The organism is Chryseobacterium sp. 1B4 (assembly GCF_036631475.1).
Taxonomy (GTDB): Bacteria; Bacteroidota; Bacteroidia; order Flavobacteriales; family Weeksellaceae; genus Chryseobacterium.
Genome location: NZ_JAPNUF010000013.1, coordinates 162,383 through 174,480 on the forward strand (window position 1 = coordinate 162,383; position 12,098 = coordinate 174,480).

At 36.7% G+C, this 12,098-nt stretch carries 15 protein-coding genes and 1 pseudogene; 12 read left to right on the plus strand and 4 right to left on the minus strand.

Translation table 11 applies throughout. The annotated features are described in order from the left end of the window. Window positions 1-39 precede the first annotated feature (39 nt). Entirely contained in the window at window positions 40-810 is a 771-nt protein-coding gene (gene rsmA, locus OWR28_RS26225) for a 16S rRNA (adenine(1518)-N(6)/adenine(1519)-N(6))-dimethyltransferase RsmA (RefSeq protein WP_332389141.1), read from the minus strand. A gap of 91 nt (window positions 811-901) precedes the next feature. Between rsmA and OWR28_RS26230 the strand changes: the two genes are divergently transcribed. The 7 genes and pseudogenes from OWR28_RS26230 to OWR28_RS26260 all read left to right on the plus strand — a co-directional run bounded on the left by OWR28_RS26230 (window position 902) and on the right by OWR28_RS26260 (window position 5,965). After that, window positions 902-1,801, plus strand: a complete 900-nt coding sequence (locus OWR28_RS26230) for a cell division protein FtsX (RefSeq protein WP_332389142.1) — start codon at window positions 902-904, stop codon at window positions 1,799-1,801. A gap of 2 nt (window positions 1,802-1,803) precedes the next feature. Continuing rightward, window positions 1,804-2,100, plus strand: coding sequence for a DUF3098 domain-containing protein (locus OWR28_RS26235; RefSeq protein ID WP_131438506.1), 297 nt, complete (start codon window positions 1,804-1,806; stop codon window positions 2,098-2,100). Between the two features lie 109 nt (window positions 2,101-2,209). Continuing rightward, window positions 2,210-3,027 (plus strand): annotated as a pseudogene (locus tag OWR28_RS26240) (undecaprenyl-diphosphate phosphatase). Window positions 3,028-3,050: 23 nt separating this feature from the next. Beyond that, window positions 3,051-3,749 carry a tRNA pseudouridine(55) synthase TruB gene (gene truB, locus OWR28_RS26245; protein WP_332389143.1) on the plus strand — a complete coding sequence of 233 codons (699 nt, stop codon included), beginning with the start codon at window positions 3,051-3,053 and terminating at the stop codon, window positions 3,747-3,749. A gap of 109 nt (window positions 3,750-3,858) precedes the next feature. Then, window positions 3,859-4,581, plus strand: a complete 723-nt coding sequence (gene rluF, locus OWR28_RS26250) for a 23S rRNA pseudouridine(2604) synthase RluF (protein ID WP_332389144.1) — start codon at window positions 3,859-3,861, stop codon at window positions 4,579-4,581. A 161-nt stretch (window positions 4,582-4,742) separates the two neighbouring features. After that, on the plus strand, window positions 4,743-5,324 hold the full coding sequence (locus OWR28_RS26255; RefSeq protein ID WP_332389145.1) for a hypothetical protein: 582 nt from the start codon (window positions 4,743-4,745) through the stop codon (window positions 5,322-5,324). Further along, window positions 5,282-5,965: a hypothetical protein gene (locus tag OWR28_RS26260; protein ID WP_332389146.1), complete on the plus strand. Its 684-nt coding sequence runs from the start codon at window positions 5,282-5,284 to the stop codon at window positions 5,963-5,965. The genes OWR28_RS26255 and OWR28_RS26260 overlap by 43 nt, the downstream gene beginning before the upstream one ends. 56 nt (window positions 5,966-6,021) lie before the next feature. Here OWR28_RS26260 and OWR28_RS26265 read toward each other — a convergent pair whose 3' ends face one another. Beyond that, a complete protein-coding gene (locus OWR28_RS26265) occupies window positions 6,022-7,281 on the minus strand; it encodes a hypothetical protein (protein ID WP_332389147.1) in 1,260 nt (419 codons plus the stop codon). Between the two features lie 234 nt (window positions 7,282-7,515). On the opposite strand from OWR28_RS26265, the gene OWR28_RS26270 reads away from it, so the two are divergent. Further along, window positions 7,516-7,743 carry a hypothetical protein gene (locus tag OWR28_RS26270; RefSeq protein ID WP_332389148.1) on the plus strand — a complete coding sequence of 76 codons (228 nt, stop codon included), beginning with the start codon at window positions 7,516-7,518 and terminating at the stop codon, window positions 7,741-7,743. Between the two features lie 117 nt (window positions 7,744-7,860). Here OWR28_RS26270 and OWR28_RS26275 read toward each other — a convergent pair whose 3' ends face one another. Further along, window positions 7,861-8,205, minus strand: coding sequence for a MerR family transcriptional regulator (locus tag OWR28_RS26275; protein ID WP_002980674.1), 345 nt, complete (start codon window positions 8,203-8,205; stop codon window positions 7,861-7,863). Window positions 8,206-8,386: 181 nt separating this feature from the next. Between OWR28_RS26275 and OWR28_RS26280 the strand changes: the two genes are divergently transcribed. Further along, window positions 8,387-8,782, plus strand: a complete 396-nt coding sequence (locus OWR28_RS26280; protein ID WP_332389149.1) for an AraC family ligand binding domain-containing protein — start codon at window positions 8,387-8,389, stop codon at window positions 8,780-8,782. Between the two features lie 56 nt (window positions 8,783-8,838). After that, window positions 8,839-9,267, plus strand: coding sequence for a helix-turn-helix domain-containing protein (locus OWR28_RS26285; protein WP_332389150.1), 429 nt, complete (start codon window positions 8,839-8,841; stop codon window positions 9,265-9,267). Between the two features lie 162 nt (window positions 9,268-9,429). Here the strand turns inward: OWR28_RS26285 and ccoG are convergent, their stop codons facing one another. Beyond that, window positions 9,430-10,872, minus strand: a complete 1,443-nt coding sequence (gene ccoG / locus OWR28_RS26290) for a cytochrome c oxidase accessory protein CcoG (RefSeq protein ID WP_332389151.1) — start codon at window positions 10,870-10,872, stop codon at window positions 9,430-9,432. 253 nt (window positions 10,873-11,125) lie between these two features. Here ccoG and OWR28_RS26295 point away from each other — a divergent pair, with 253 nt between their 5' ends. Together OWR28_RS26295 and OWR28_RS26300 are read left to right on the plus strand one after the other, a co-directional pair. Beyond that, complete coding sequence (locus OWR28_RS26295; RefSeq protein ID WP_332389152.1) at window positions 11,126-11,815, plus strand: SMP-30/gluconolactonase/LRE family protein; 690 nt, start codon at window positions 11,126-11,128, stop codon at window positions 11,813-11,815. Window positions 11,816-11,817: 2 nt separating this feature from the next. Then, a complete protein-coding gene (locus OWR28_RS26300; protein WP_332389153.1) occupies window positions 11,818-12,018 on the plus strand; it encodes an SMP-30/gluconolactonase/LRE family protein in 201 nt (66 codons plus the stop codon). Window positions 12,019-12,098 lie beyond the last annotated feature (80 nt).

Below are 12,098 nucleotides of genomic sequence, written 5' to 3' on the forward strand. Positions count from 1 at the left end.
CCATTAAAAAAGCTCCTGCTATAGGAGCTTTTGATGTTTTTACTGATTTTCTTTCCAGAGATTGGCGAAGTGTATAAAATCTGAAACACTAAGCTCTTCAGCTCTTTTGTCAAGAAATTCATGGCCTTTTAAAGCTTCAGGAATGTTTAATATTTTCAAAGCATTGGAAAGCTTTTTTCTCCTTTGGTTAAATCCTGCTTTTACAATCTGTTTAAAAAGAACTTCGTTCCCTGCAAGGCCTTCCTTAGGATTTCTTGTAAGCCTGATGACTCCCGACTTTACCTTTGGTGGAGGATTGAAGACATTCTCATGTACCGTAAACATATAGGATACATCATAATAGGCCTGTATCAGAACAGAAAGAATACCGTAATCTTTAGTTCTCGGAACGGCGGCTGTTCTTTCCGCTACCTCTTTCTGGAACATTCCTACCATTTCCGGAATCAACTGATAATGGTCCACAATCTGAAACAGGATCTGGGATGAAATATTATAAGGGAAATTACCGATGATGGCAATTTGATCCTCCTTGATGAAATTGAAATCCTGCTTCAGGAAATCTCCTACAAAAGTTTCTTCAGTAACCTTTGTATAATTGTTTTTCAGGTATTCGATAGATTCCGTATCGATTTCTGCAAGGTAGATATTCTGATCCTTTTCAAGAAGATATTTGGTAAGAACGCCCATTCCGGGACCTACTTCCATGATATTATTATAGTTCTCAAAACTAAGGCCTTCTACGATTTTCCTTGCGATGTTTTCATCTGTCAGGAAGTGCTGCCCCAGATGTTTTTTTGCTTTTACACTCAAAGTTTTTTATGATTTTATTAACAATGATTTTCTTTATTTCGTCCCAAATTTCGGAAGTTTTTTTCTATTTTAGCCAAAAATTTTAATATTAATGGCTAAATCTGTAGATGAATTTAATAAGAAAAGGCTTCGGTCCAGCAATATTACAGTAGTGATAAGTATTGCCTTAGTGTTATTTTTGTTAGGATTAATGGGGCTTATTCTGATTAATGCCCAGAAGTATTCTGACTATATCAAAGAACAATTGGTGGTAAACGCCTATTTTGATGAAAACTATGATGCTAAAGATTCTGTAAAAATTGCAAAACTTGAGGAAGAAACTTTTAAAAAGGTACAGTTATTAGCTCCTGTAAAAAAAGCAACCTATATTTCAAGAGATATGGCGGCAAAAGAAGCCAAGAAAAGTATGGGAATCGACAGTGATGCATTGTTCGAGGAAAATATTTTCCCTTCCTCTATTGAAGTTGCTTTAAAGCCGGAATTCGTAGATCCTGCCAAAATTGATGAAGCCATTAAAGAGATCAAGTCCGTTCCGGGAATCATTGATGTTAAGAATGACAGTACTTTGATGGTGGATGTATACAATAACCTGAGCAGAATCTTAAAATGGATCCTTGGATTTTCCATCCTATTCCTGATATTGGCCGTTGTATTAATCAACAACTCAATCCGTCTGAAAATATTCTCTAAGAGATTTATTATTAAAACAATGCAGCTGGTAGGGGCGAAAAGAAGATTTATCCTTAAACCTTTCATTGTGGAAGCTGTTATCTTGGGAGCTATAGGCTCTGTAATAGGTCTTCTTGCTCTGGGAGGAGTCTGGTACTATTTCACAAGCCAGATTGGCTCTGCCTTTGTACAGGACAACAACCAATATTTCTGGTTGGTCATCCTGGTGCTTGGAGTAGGAATTTTTATTTCTGTCTTAAGTACGATTTTCGCTACATGGAGATTCTTAAAATCAAACGTTGACGATTTATATTACTCTTAATAATGAGCAAAAAAACAAATAAATTTTCCGCTTCAGACTTTGGACGTGAAGCAGAAGTACCACAGGAAAACGCTTTCTATTTCGGGCAGCAGAATTTCAAATGGATGCTGATAGGGCTGGCATTTATTGTAGTAGGATTTCTACTGATGATGGGGCCTGATGCCAATACGGTAGATGGAAAATTTGATCCCAACTCATGGAATGACGATATCTTTTCTATCAGAAGAATCAGAATAGCGCCTCTGTTTGTTGTGATCGGGTTTGTAATAGAAGTGTACGCGATCTTAAAAAGAAAATAAATAATAATTTTATTTAAGGATTAAAAAATTTAAGAATTGAAAGATGTAAGCCAGTGAGCCGATTTTTTTAATTCTTAAATCTTTTAATCTTTTTAATTTTTAAAAGAATATGGATTTAATCAAAGCAATTATTATTGCCATCGTAGAAGGACTGACAGAATATCTTCCGATTTCTTCTACAGCACATATGGGATTCACAGCAAATCTTATGGGGTTGGAAGAAACAGAATTTTTAAAAATGTTTCAGGTGTCTATTCAGTTTGGAGCCATTTTATCTGTGGTAGTGGCATACTGGAAAAAATTTTTGATTTAAATAATATCCAGTTTTATTTCAAACTTGCTTTTGCTGTAGTTCCTGCTTTGGTACTGGGGTATTTATTTGATGATAAAATTGAAGCTGTCCTTGGAAATCAGATTGCGATCTCTTCAGTATTGGTATTAGGTGGTGTGGTTTTATTGTTTGCAGATCAATGGTTTAAGAATCCTAAAATTGATGATGAAAAAGGAATTACCATAAGAAATGCTGTTACCATCGGTTTCTGGCAGTGTCTTGCAATGATGCCGGGTACAAGCCGTAGTGCAGCCTCTATTATTGGGGGAATGGCACAAGGTCTTACCAGAAAAGCAGCCGCAGAATTCTCTTTCTTCCTTGCGGTACCTACCATGCTGGCAGTAACTGTATATTCAGTTTTCGTTAAGACCTGGGGAAAGGAAACAGCCAATCCACAGAAAGGATATGAAATGATTATGGCTTCTCAGGATCACATTATGATCTTTGTGATCGGAAATATAGTGGCATTTATCGTGGCTCTTATTGCGATTAAAGCTTTCATTGGAGTACTTAACAAATATGGATTTAAACCATGGGGCTGGTATCGTATTTTTGTTGGAATAGCCCTGTTGATTTATTTTTATTTCTTTAAATAAGAAATTACATACTATACCCATTCATGACTGCTGAAGAACTGAAATCAGGATACATTTTTTTATTGGATAAGCCTCTGGACTGGACTTCCTTCCAGGCTGTCAATAAAATGAAATATAAACTTAAAAGGGAATTTGATCTTCCCAAGAAATTTAAAATCGGACATGCCGGAACGTTAGATCCTAGGGCAACCGGACTACTTATTGTCTGCTGTGGGAAATTTACTAAGAAAATTCCTGAGATTCAGGACGCTCCCAAGGAATACTGGACAGAGATCAAGATTGGTGTACAGACAGAATCCTATGACACCGAAAAGCCTGAAATCCTTCATCAGGATATCTCGGGTATTACTGAAGAACAGGTAAAAAGCGCTCTGGAGAAATTTGTCGGAGAAATAGAGCAGAAACCACCGGTTTATTCAGCGATTAAAATTGATGGTGAAAGAGCTTACAACCTTGCCAGAGCAGGTGAAGAAGTTGAAATGAAGGCAAGAAAAACAACCATTCATTATATTAAAGATATCAAAATAGATTTTCCTCTTGTAAGTTTCATGGTGGGATGCTCAAAAGGAACATATATCAGAAGCCTGGCTCATGATATCGGGCAGGAACTGGGAGTAGGAGCTTATCTGACACAGCTGAGGCGTACCAAAATCGGTGATTATGCGATTGAAGATGCTACAGATCAGTTCCTGAATAATGATTATAGATTCGAAAGTCTGTGAGAATAGGAATGACATAACCTTAAAAATGGAGCTGATATTTTTTTACAGGCTTAACTTACAGAATTACTATTTTCAGCAATAAAAATTATACCGGCTACGGAAAAGACTAATGGAAAAGACGCGTATCAATAAATATTTATCCGAAGTGGGATACTGCTCAAGAAGAGCGGCAGATAAACTTCTGGAAGAGGGCAGGATTACAATAAACGGAAAAATTCCTGAATTGGGAACAAAAGTTTCAGACGAAGATCTTGTAGAAGTAGATGGAAAGCCGATCAGAGAACCTCAGGAAAAACCGGTATATATCGTTTTTAATAAACCGGTAGGAATTGTCTGTACTACAGATACAAAACGTGAAAAGAATAATATTGTTGACTATATCAACCACCCGAAAAGAATTTTCCCTATCGGCAGACTGGATAAACCCAGTGAAGGACTCATTCTTTTAACAAGTGACGGTGATATTGTCAATAAAATTCTGAGAGCCCGTAATAATCACGAGAAGGAATATCTTGTCCGTGTAGATAAACCGATCACTCCAAAGTTTCTGGAAAAAATGAGAAACGGTGTTCCCATCCTTGATACCGTTACCAGAAAATGTGAAGTTGAGAAGATTGATGAAATGAATTTCAGAATCATTCTTACTCAGGGTCTTAACAGACAGATCCGAAGAATGTGCGAATATCTCGGATATGAAGTAAAAAAGCTGAAACGAATCCGCATCATGAATATCAAGCTTGATCTCCCGGTCGGAAAGTGGAGGGATCTGACTGATGATGAGCTTAATATGCTAAACACTTTACTGGCGGATTCCAGTAAAACCTTTGATTAAAAACAGAACTTTTTAATGATTTTAATTTCTTACTGTTCGGTAATATAAACCGGATGGTATTTTTTTATGAGTAATGATTTTTCACATATTGGTGTAATATATTGTGTTTTTTACAGGAAATATATTATATTTATAAGACTAATAACCATAATCATAAAATCATGAAATTAAAATTTAAATCAGTATTCCTGTTTCTTAATTTGGTAATATTTACGAGTTGTCTGAATGAGAACCACAATCCCGACCATCCTCATAATACTTCATTTTACATTGATTACAGAAGCTTAAAAGGATCATCAGACGGAATAGCAGTTATAGAACTTGATCCTGAGGCCCCGAATTTTGGAAACATCAGCAGCAGGCTTGAATTGGGTATTGGTGTATTGCCGCATCATATTTATTATAATCTGGATGCGAAAAAAATGTTTACAACAGCTTTAGGAGGCAGCTATCTCTATGAAATAAAAACAGGAAAAGATCAAAATGGGCAGCCGAAACTCATAAGCGCCACCCCTATTGATACCGGGGAGAATACGGTAGGTGAAAATTTATTTTTCACTAATGACGGAAGATATTTTATGACTTTCATGGGGGTGCAGGAGGTCCGAAAGATGGAAGCATCGGGGTTTTTAATGCTAACAATAATCAGCTTATCAAGACGATTAAAGCACCCGTTCAGAGTAATCCCAATAAATTTATCATGTATCCGCATGGTATTTCGGTTAATGAAGAAAAAGGACTGATGATGGTAACCTCTACCATTCATCCGGATCTTACAACAGGGATGGGAAATACGTGTACATTACTGGATCTGAATACTTATGAAATCAAGGAGACCTATCAGGTAGCAGATTCACCAACGGATTTGTCTGCTCCCGTTGAAGTTTTACTGCTGCGCGGAAAATTTCCACAATATGCACTTGCTACGACCATGCTTGGCGGCGATATCTGGATAGCTCCATACAATAACACAACCCAAAAGTATGATGCTTTTACGAAGGTCTTTGACGGAAGCACACAAGGATTAGGCTGGACACTTGAAATGTATATTGATGATTCAAATAAACTTTACGTAAGTTTTGCAGATCCTGGAAAAGTGCTTGTGTTTGATATAAACAATCTTCCTCAGCTGAAGCTTTTGAAAACTTTTGACGCTGATAAAGGAGCTCATCATATGGCTTTCTTTAAAACCAGATCAGGAAAAGATGTGGTAGCGGTACAAAATAATCTGTTGGATCTTCCTGATTTAAACTCCGGAACCATCAGTATTATTGATATTAATACCGGAAAAAAACTGGGAACAGTGGATCTGCGCAACAAATACGGGATACTGCCGGAATCGATTGAAGGGACCAATGGCCCCAGCAGTTATATGCATCATTAACATTCAGTATTTTGCTTTAATAAAACTATTCCGGATATTATTTTTTGGAATAGTTTTTATTTTAAATATAATTTCATTCTTTCTTCATACTCGGGTTTCAATTTTAACAGTTTCCATATTTTTTTATCATCCGGATTACTGATCCGGTAGAATATGATTTTGTCTGCAGAATATTTGAAATAAGGATGATTTTTAAGCCATTCTTCCGGTGCGTCTGCTAATGTGTATCTTGGAACATTGGATGTATCCAGCGGTGCTGTTAAAATCAGCTTTTGGACAAGGTCCTGATCAATATTGTAAGTGCCTAGAATCTGCTGCTTATTCATAAAACCTCCCAGCTTCTTCCTGAAACCGATGATTGAACCTGCGCTTCTTTCGTCCAGCCCGAACTCCATAAGCTGTTTGAAAGTAATGATATTGAGATCTGTTTTTGAAAAATCTGTTTTTTCCTGCTGTTTTTCCTGAAGTTTGATATAAGGCTTCATTTCCTGAAATTTTTCAGCAGAAATCACAAAGCATTTTTGCAGCTCTTCAGGATTTTTAAAGCTTCCCTGTAAATTCCTGTCGCGGTAGCTGATGATGGCGGCAGCCTGTTTTTCTGAGAATCCAAGTGCTTTCCACCCGTCCAGGTTTAATTGATCAGGATCAAAATTGTGATACTGAATTTTAGATTTTACAGTATTGCTCTTCGCAAATTTTCTGAAACTTTCGGGAGTTTTTGCCGGCAGTAGAATATAGGGTTCAAGTTTGCTGTAATTTTCTGGCGAAATAATAAAGCATTCTTTAAATTTCTCTTTACTGATAAAGCTTCCGCCTAAATAATTTCTATACTTTATAATGGCTTCTGCCTGCCTTTCACTGAAGCCCATCCTGTGCCAGTCATCAGCAGAAAACTGATCAGGATTGAATTTTCCTGAAATGGTGATTCCTCTTTTTCCGGACGTATGGACTCCTTTTGAATTTTCTTTTTCTGTCAGTTCAGGAAGCAGGATGAAAGATGCTATTTCATTAAATTTTTCTTCAGAAATAGCATAACATTTTCTCAGCTGTTCTTTTGAAGTAAACGTTCCGCCTACCATATCTTTATACTTAAGAATGGTAGCGGTTTGTTTCTCTGAAAACCCCAGTTTCTTCCATTGCTCTTTGTTCAGAACATTGGGATCAAAATCCGATAGGCTTGCCGGCTTTGAAGCTGTAATGAATGTTACCTCAGGAAAAGGTTCTTTTTCCCTACTGGTATATTTCTGATAGGCAAATAAAACAGTCAGCAATGTGACCATAAATGCCAGTTTCCGGTAATCGTTTTTTCTCATCATGAAGTAAACTTATTGATAAAAATAAAGCACAACAATAGCTGATGATGAAATGGTTAAAGATTATATAGTAGAAGGTGCTTTATTGTTTAAAAGATAATGAGGATCATGTTCTTTATGTGATATAATTTCGTTATCAGAGCTAAAAGTTGTGATTGTTTTTATATTGTATATTTTTCTTAACGGCTTGGTTTTTGTAATTTTTTATTTATCCAACACCCATTAATTGATAATACTATGAAATACAGTGAAGCATTACAATACAAGGAAGAAGCGTTGAAAAAGGCTGATAGTACAGTTGTTGATAATTACCATATTGTTATCGTTCCGGCTGATACGGCTGAAAGCACCAAATATATTGAAGAGTTCACCAGAAAACCTGAAAGTTTTAAAGATGATAGCTGTAAGAAATATTGTTCAGACGGAGAATATCTGGTGGTGAGCTTTAAGAAAGAGGATAAGTGATTTTTACCTGAATAAAATAGGAATTAATTGTTGCTTTGCAGCTAATAACTCAATAAGAGTGTATCAATAAAAAGGCGCCGCAATGAATTGCGGCGCCTTTTCTGTATTTTGAATAATTTATTCACTATCTTTTTCTCCCAGGGATTCTTTCAGCTTGATAAGCTCAGCTTTTACAAACTCCAGCCGGTCAATCAGGGTGATGGTTTCAGAAATTTTACTGTTGGTGGTAAGAGCTACACGGGCTCCGTCAAGAGTGTATCCTTTTTCTTTTACCAAATGGTAGATCATCTGAAGGTTTTTGATGTCTTCAGGGGTGAAATATCGGTTTCCTTTTCTGTTTTTTTTAGGCTTGATAATGGGGAATTCCTGTTCCCAGTAACGTATTAATGAAGTGTTTACATCGAATGCTTTTGCAACTTCTCCTATAGAATAGTACAGTTTATCAGGTAAATTTATTTTCATTTTACAACTCCTAAACTTCAAAGATAAAAATTTTTAAAGTTTTATCCAAAATATATTGCAAAAAGTAAGGTCAGGCTTTGTTTTAAAGGAAATTTATGGGAGTAAAATAAAGTACAGATGGTAAGGATCATTATATACCAGTTCTTTTTATCTAAATTTGTAAATTCTTATACCAATATTAATGAATCCGATCTCAGTTCTTCATATCGATCTTTTTCAGGCGGGTAAAAATACTTCAGATTTTTATTTTAACACGATGAAGAATCATCTGGTGGTGGGACATCGTCATATAGAGAAACCCCACAGACATGATTTTTATGCCGCTGTTCTCTTTACGAAAGGAACAGGAGTCCATGAAATTGATTTTCATAAATATGAAGTCTCTGAAGGAAGTCTTTTCTTTCTGTCGCCGGGGCAGGTTCACAGCTGGGAGCTTTCGGAGGATATTGAAGGCTATATTTTCTTTTGTTCTCAGGAATTTTATGAAATGCATTATGTCAATCAGAAGCTCAGAAACTTTCCTTTTTCGGATCTGTATCGTTCCCGAGGAAACTTCAGCTGGATTCGCATGAGCTAAAGAAATATGTAAATTTATTTCAGGAACTGGGGGAAGAGCATCAGGCAAAAAATATAATGAAAGAAGGTTTGATTTTGTCATTGATGTCCCGGATTTTCATCAATGCTGCCAGATTGTTTTCGAAAGACTTTGATACATTGGCTTCTTCAGCCGGACTTTCTTATTTTAAACATTATCAGGATTTTGAAAACCTGATTGAGCAGCACTTTACACAGCAGAAATCAATTGCATATTATGCATCGTTGCTGGGAATTTCATCCAAACATCTGAACAGGATTGCACAGACTGTTGTTCAAAAAACAGCGACTGATGTTATTACGGAAAGAGTAGTGCTGGAAGCCAAAAGGATGCTGATGTACCTGGACGAAAGCCTGGTGGAAATTGCTTTCCGGCTGGGATACGAAGAATATTCCTACTTTGTAAGAGTATTCCGGAAAAGTTCCGGAATGACTCCCACGCAGTTTATGAGGAAATATAAGGTTTGATGAGTTTAAAATTTAAAGTGTAAGGTTCAAAGTTTGGGAGAGAGACTGTTGAAAACCACCCCGACAAAAATTCTTTGAATTTTCGCCACCCCTCAGAGGAGGGGAATTAGAAATATCAACTACTATTCTGATCTCTGCCGCCTTCCTCCTGCCATCTGCAACCTAAAGTGCCAACTTAAACGGTCCTTCAAAAGTTGTCTCAAATGAATCCACAAGTTTCCCTTTTTCATCAAAAACACCGATGACCATATTTTGTTTTGAGAACTTAATTTCCTCTTCAGGGAAAGAAATGTTGATGTTACCTTTCAGGATCTGGTCTCCTTTCAATATGATCTTTTCAGAACCAAAATAAGTGATTTCCGCATTTGCCGGAGTGATAACTTTAATGGTAAGGGTTTTCTTCTCATTAGATTTATTCAGAAGAGTATAAATAAAGGTGTTGGTGATTTTACCATTTTTAACGAAAAAGGTAGAACCCGCCGGTTTAATGAACTTGGCTTCCATAGAACCACGGTCGTACATTAAAAATCCAAGAAATCCGATTAGCAGGGCAAGAATTACAGTGGTAGCTTTCATTCTCGGAGTAAATCTGAATTTATCGCGGTTTTCAATTTCTGCTTCCGTAGCATAGCGTACCAAGCCTTTAGGCAAGCCTACTTTTTCCATTACTTCATCGCACGCATCAATACATGCCGTACAGTTCACGCATTCCAGCTGCTGGCCGTTTCGGATATCAATTCCCGTAGGGCAGACCACAACGCATTGGTTACAGTCAATACAATCTCCTTTCCCCGCAGCTTTCCTGTCTTCATTATTTCTCCATTTTGCGCGGCCTTCACCTCTTTTAAAATCATAATATACATTAATGGTCTGCTTGTCAATCAATACGCCCTGAAGTCTTCCGTAAGGACAAACCAATGTACAGACCTGTTCACGAAGCCATGCAAAGACAAAATAGAAAGTCATGGTAAAGAATATCATAGCCATAAACTTCAGTGAATGTTCTGCAGGTCCCTCATTCATAATACGGAAGACCTCTTCATATCCGACAATGTACATGAACATGAAGTGGGAAATGATCAGTGAAATCAGGAGAAATACAGACCATTTAGTCAGTCTTTTCCGTATTTTTTCTGCATCCCATTCCTGTCTGTCGAGCTTCATCTGTTTATTCCGGTCTCCTTCAATCCAATACTCGATTTTCCGGAAAACCATTTCCATGAAAAGGGTCTGCGGACACAGCCAGCCGCAGAATATTCTCCCGAAAACTACGGTAAACAGCATTACAAAAATCACAGAAGTTACTGCCCCCAAAGCAAGGATAAAAAAATCCTGCAGATAAAAAGGCTGGCCGAGAATAAAGAATTTCCTGTCGATAACATTGATAAGCAGAAAAGGATTGTTATTGATCTTTACAAACGGCAATCCGAAAAATAAAGCAAGAAGAAGATAGCTCGTGTAATTCCTGTAGTTCGTGTACTTACCTTTAGGCTTCCGGGGAAAAACCCACTTCCTTTTTCCGGTTTCATCCATGGTTCCTACGGAATTTCTGAAATCTTTATTTTCAATTTCCAAAGACTTGATATTGTTGGACTCTGCGCTCATTGTTGTATGCTATAAAAGTATTTTGGTACAATTTTCATCCTGACCGATCTTATTTTTCAAATTCACTTCCATGAAAAAATGATTGATCCTGCTACTGCAAAGCTCCGGATTATATCTTTTTGCTGCTAATATGATCTACTTAAAAAATAGTACAATTGGGACATTTTTAAATTTGTTTTTTTATTGTATCGGAAAGAGAAAATATTTTGAAAGCTATTATTGATATTGTAAATTGCGGGTTTAAAAATGAAGCATGAAGAATATCTTTAAAATAGGTATGATTGGTTTGGTTTTCGCATTGGTAAACTGTCAATCAGTAAATTATAGTAAAATGTTTTATGAAGGAGTACAGCCGGAAAAGGTTTCAGACAAGTTCAGTTTCACAGAAGGGCCATCTGCAGATAAGGATGGAAATGTTTACTTTACGGATCAGCCTAATGATAAGATCTATTATTGGGACTGGAAAAGTAATCAGGTAATAGAATTTCTTGATAAAACAGGAAGAGCCAACGGGACTCATTTTGACAAAGACGGGTATCTGATCACCTGTTCAGACGACCAGGGAGAGATCTGGAAGATTTCCAAAGATAAAAAAGTGGAAGTTCTGCTTAAAGGCTTTGAAGGAAAAAGACTGAATGGTCCCAATGATGTGTGGAATGATGAATTTGGAGGAATGTATTTTACAGATCCTTTATACAAAAGGGATTATTGGATAGATTTCAAACAGGAACTGCCTCATAAAAGCCTTTATTACAGGGATAAAACAGGAAAAGTTACAAAGCTGGAAACATTCACACAGCCCAATGGAATTGTTGGAAGTGAAAAATTAAAGAAATTATACATTTCTGATATTGATGCCGGGAAGACCTATGTGTATGATATTTTAGGGGAAGGAAAACTGTCTGAGAAAAACTGTTCTGCGAAATGGGCTCAGATGGAATGACTATGGATAAACATGGAAATTTATATTTAACCGGAAACGGAGTTCATGTTTTCAACAGCTCCGGGAAGAAGATCTATCATATTCCGATTCCTGAAGACTGGACTTCCAATGTCACTTTCGGCGGAAAAAATAATGATATTCTTTTCATTACTGCCTCTAAGTCTGTTTATACTTTCCCTCTGAGAGTAAGAGGAATAAAATAATTTTTGCGGAAAGTATGGCGACGAAGCAATCTCTTTTCATTAAATATTGAGATTGCTTCACTTCGTTCGCAATGACAAAT

Coding starts and splice junctions, on each gene's coding strand:
- OWR28_RS26300 (WP_332389153.1), top strand. CDS start 11,818: ATGGATAAACATGGAAATTTATATTTAACCGGAAACGGAGTTCATGTT.
- OWR28_RS26295 (WP_332389152.1), top strand. CDS start 11,126: ATGAAGAATATCTTTAAAATAGGTATGATTGGTTTGGTTTTCGCATTG.
- OWR28_RS26260 (WP_332389146.1), top strand. CDS start 5,282: ATGTATCCGCATGGTATTTCGGTTAATGAAGAAAAAGGACTGATGATG.
- truB (WP_332389143.1), top strand. CDS start 3,051: ATGACTGCTGAAGAACTGAAATCAGGATACATTTTTTTATTGGATAAG.
- OWR28_RS26275 (WP_002980674.1), bottom strand. CDS start 8,205: ATGAAAATAAATTTACCTGATAAACTGTACTATTCTATAGGAGAAGTT.
- OWR28_RS26285 (WP_332389150.1), top strand. CDS start 8,839: ATGAAAGAAGGTTTGATTTTGTCATTGATGTCCCGGATTTTCATCAAT.
- OWR28_RS26280 (WP_332389149.1), top strand. CDS start 8,387: ATGAATCCGATCTCAGTTCTTCATATCGATCTTTTTCAGGCGGGTAAA.
- OWR28_RS26265 (WP_332389147.1), bottom strand. CDS start 7,281: ATGATGAGAAAAAACGATTACCGGAAACTGGCATTTATGGTCACATTG.
- rluF (WP_332389144.1), top strand. CDS start 3,859: ATGGAAAAGACGCGTATCAATAAATATTTATCCGAAGTGGGATACTGC.
- OWR28_RS26230 (WP_332389142.1), top strand. CDS start 902: ATGGCTAAATCTGTAGATGAATTTAATAAGAAAAGGCTTCGGTCCAGC.
- OWR28_RS26255 (WP_332389145.1), top strand. CDS start 4,743: ATGAAATTAAAATTTAAATCAGTATTCCTGTTTCTTAATTTGGTAATA.
- OWR28_RS26270 (WP_332389148.1), top strand. CDS start 7,516: ATGAAATACAGTGAAGCATTACAATACAAGGAAGAAGCGTTGAAAAAG.
- OWR28_RS26235 (WP_131438506.1), top strand. CDS start 1,804: ATGAGCAAAAAAACAAATAAATTTTCCGCTTCAGACTTTGGACGTGAA.
- ccoG (WP_332389151.1), bottom strand. CDS start 10,872: ATGAGCGCAGAGTCCAACAATATCAAGTCTTTGGAAATTGAAAATAAA.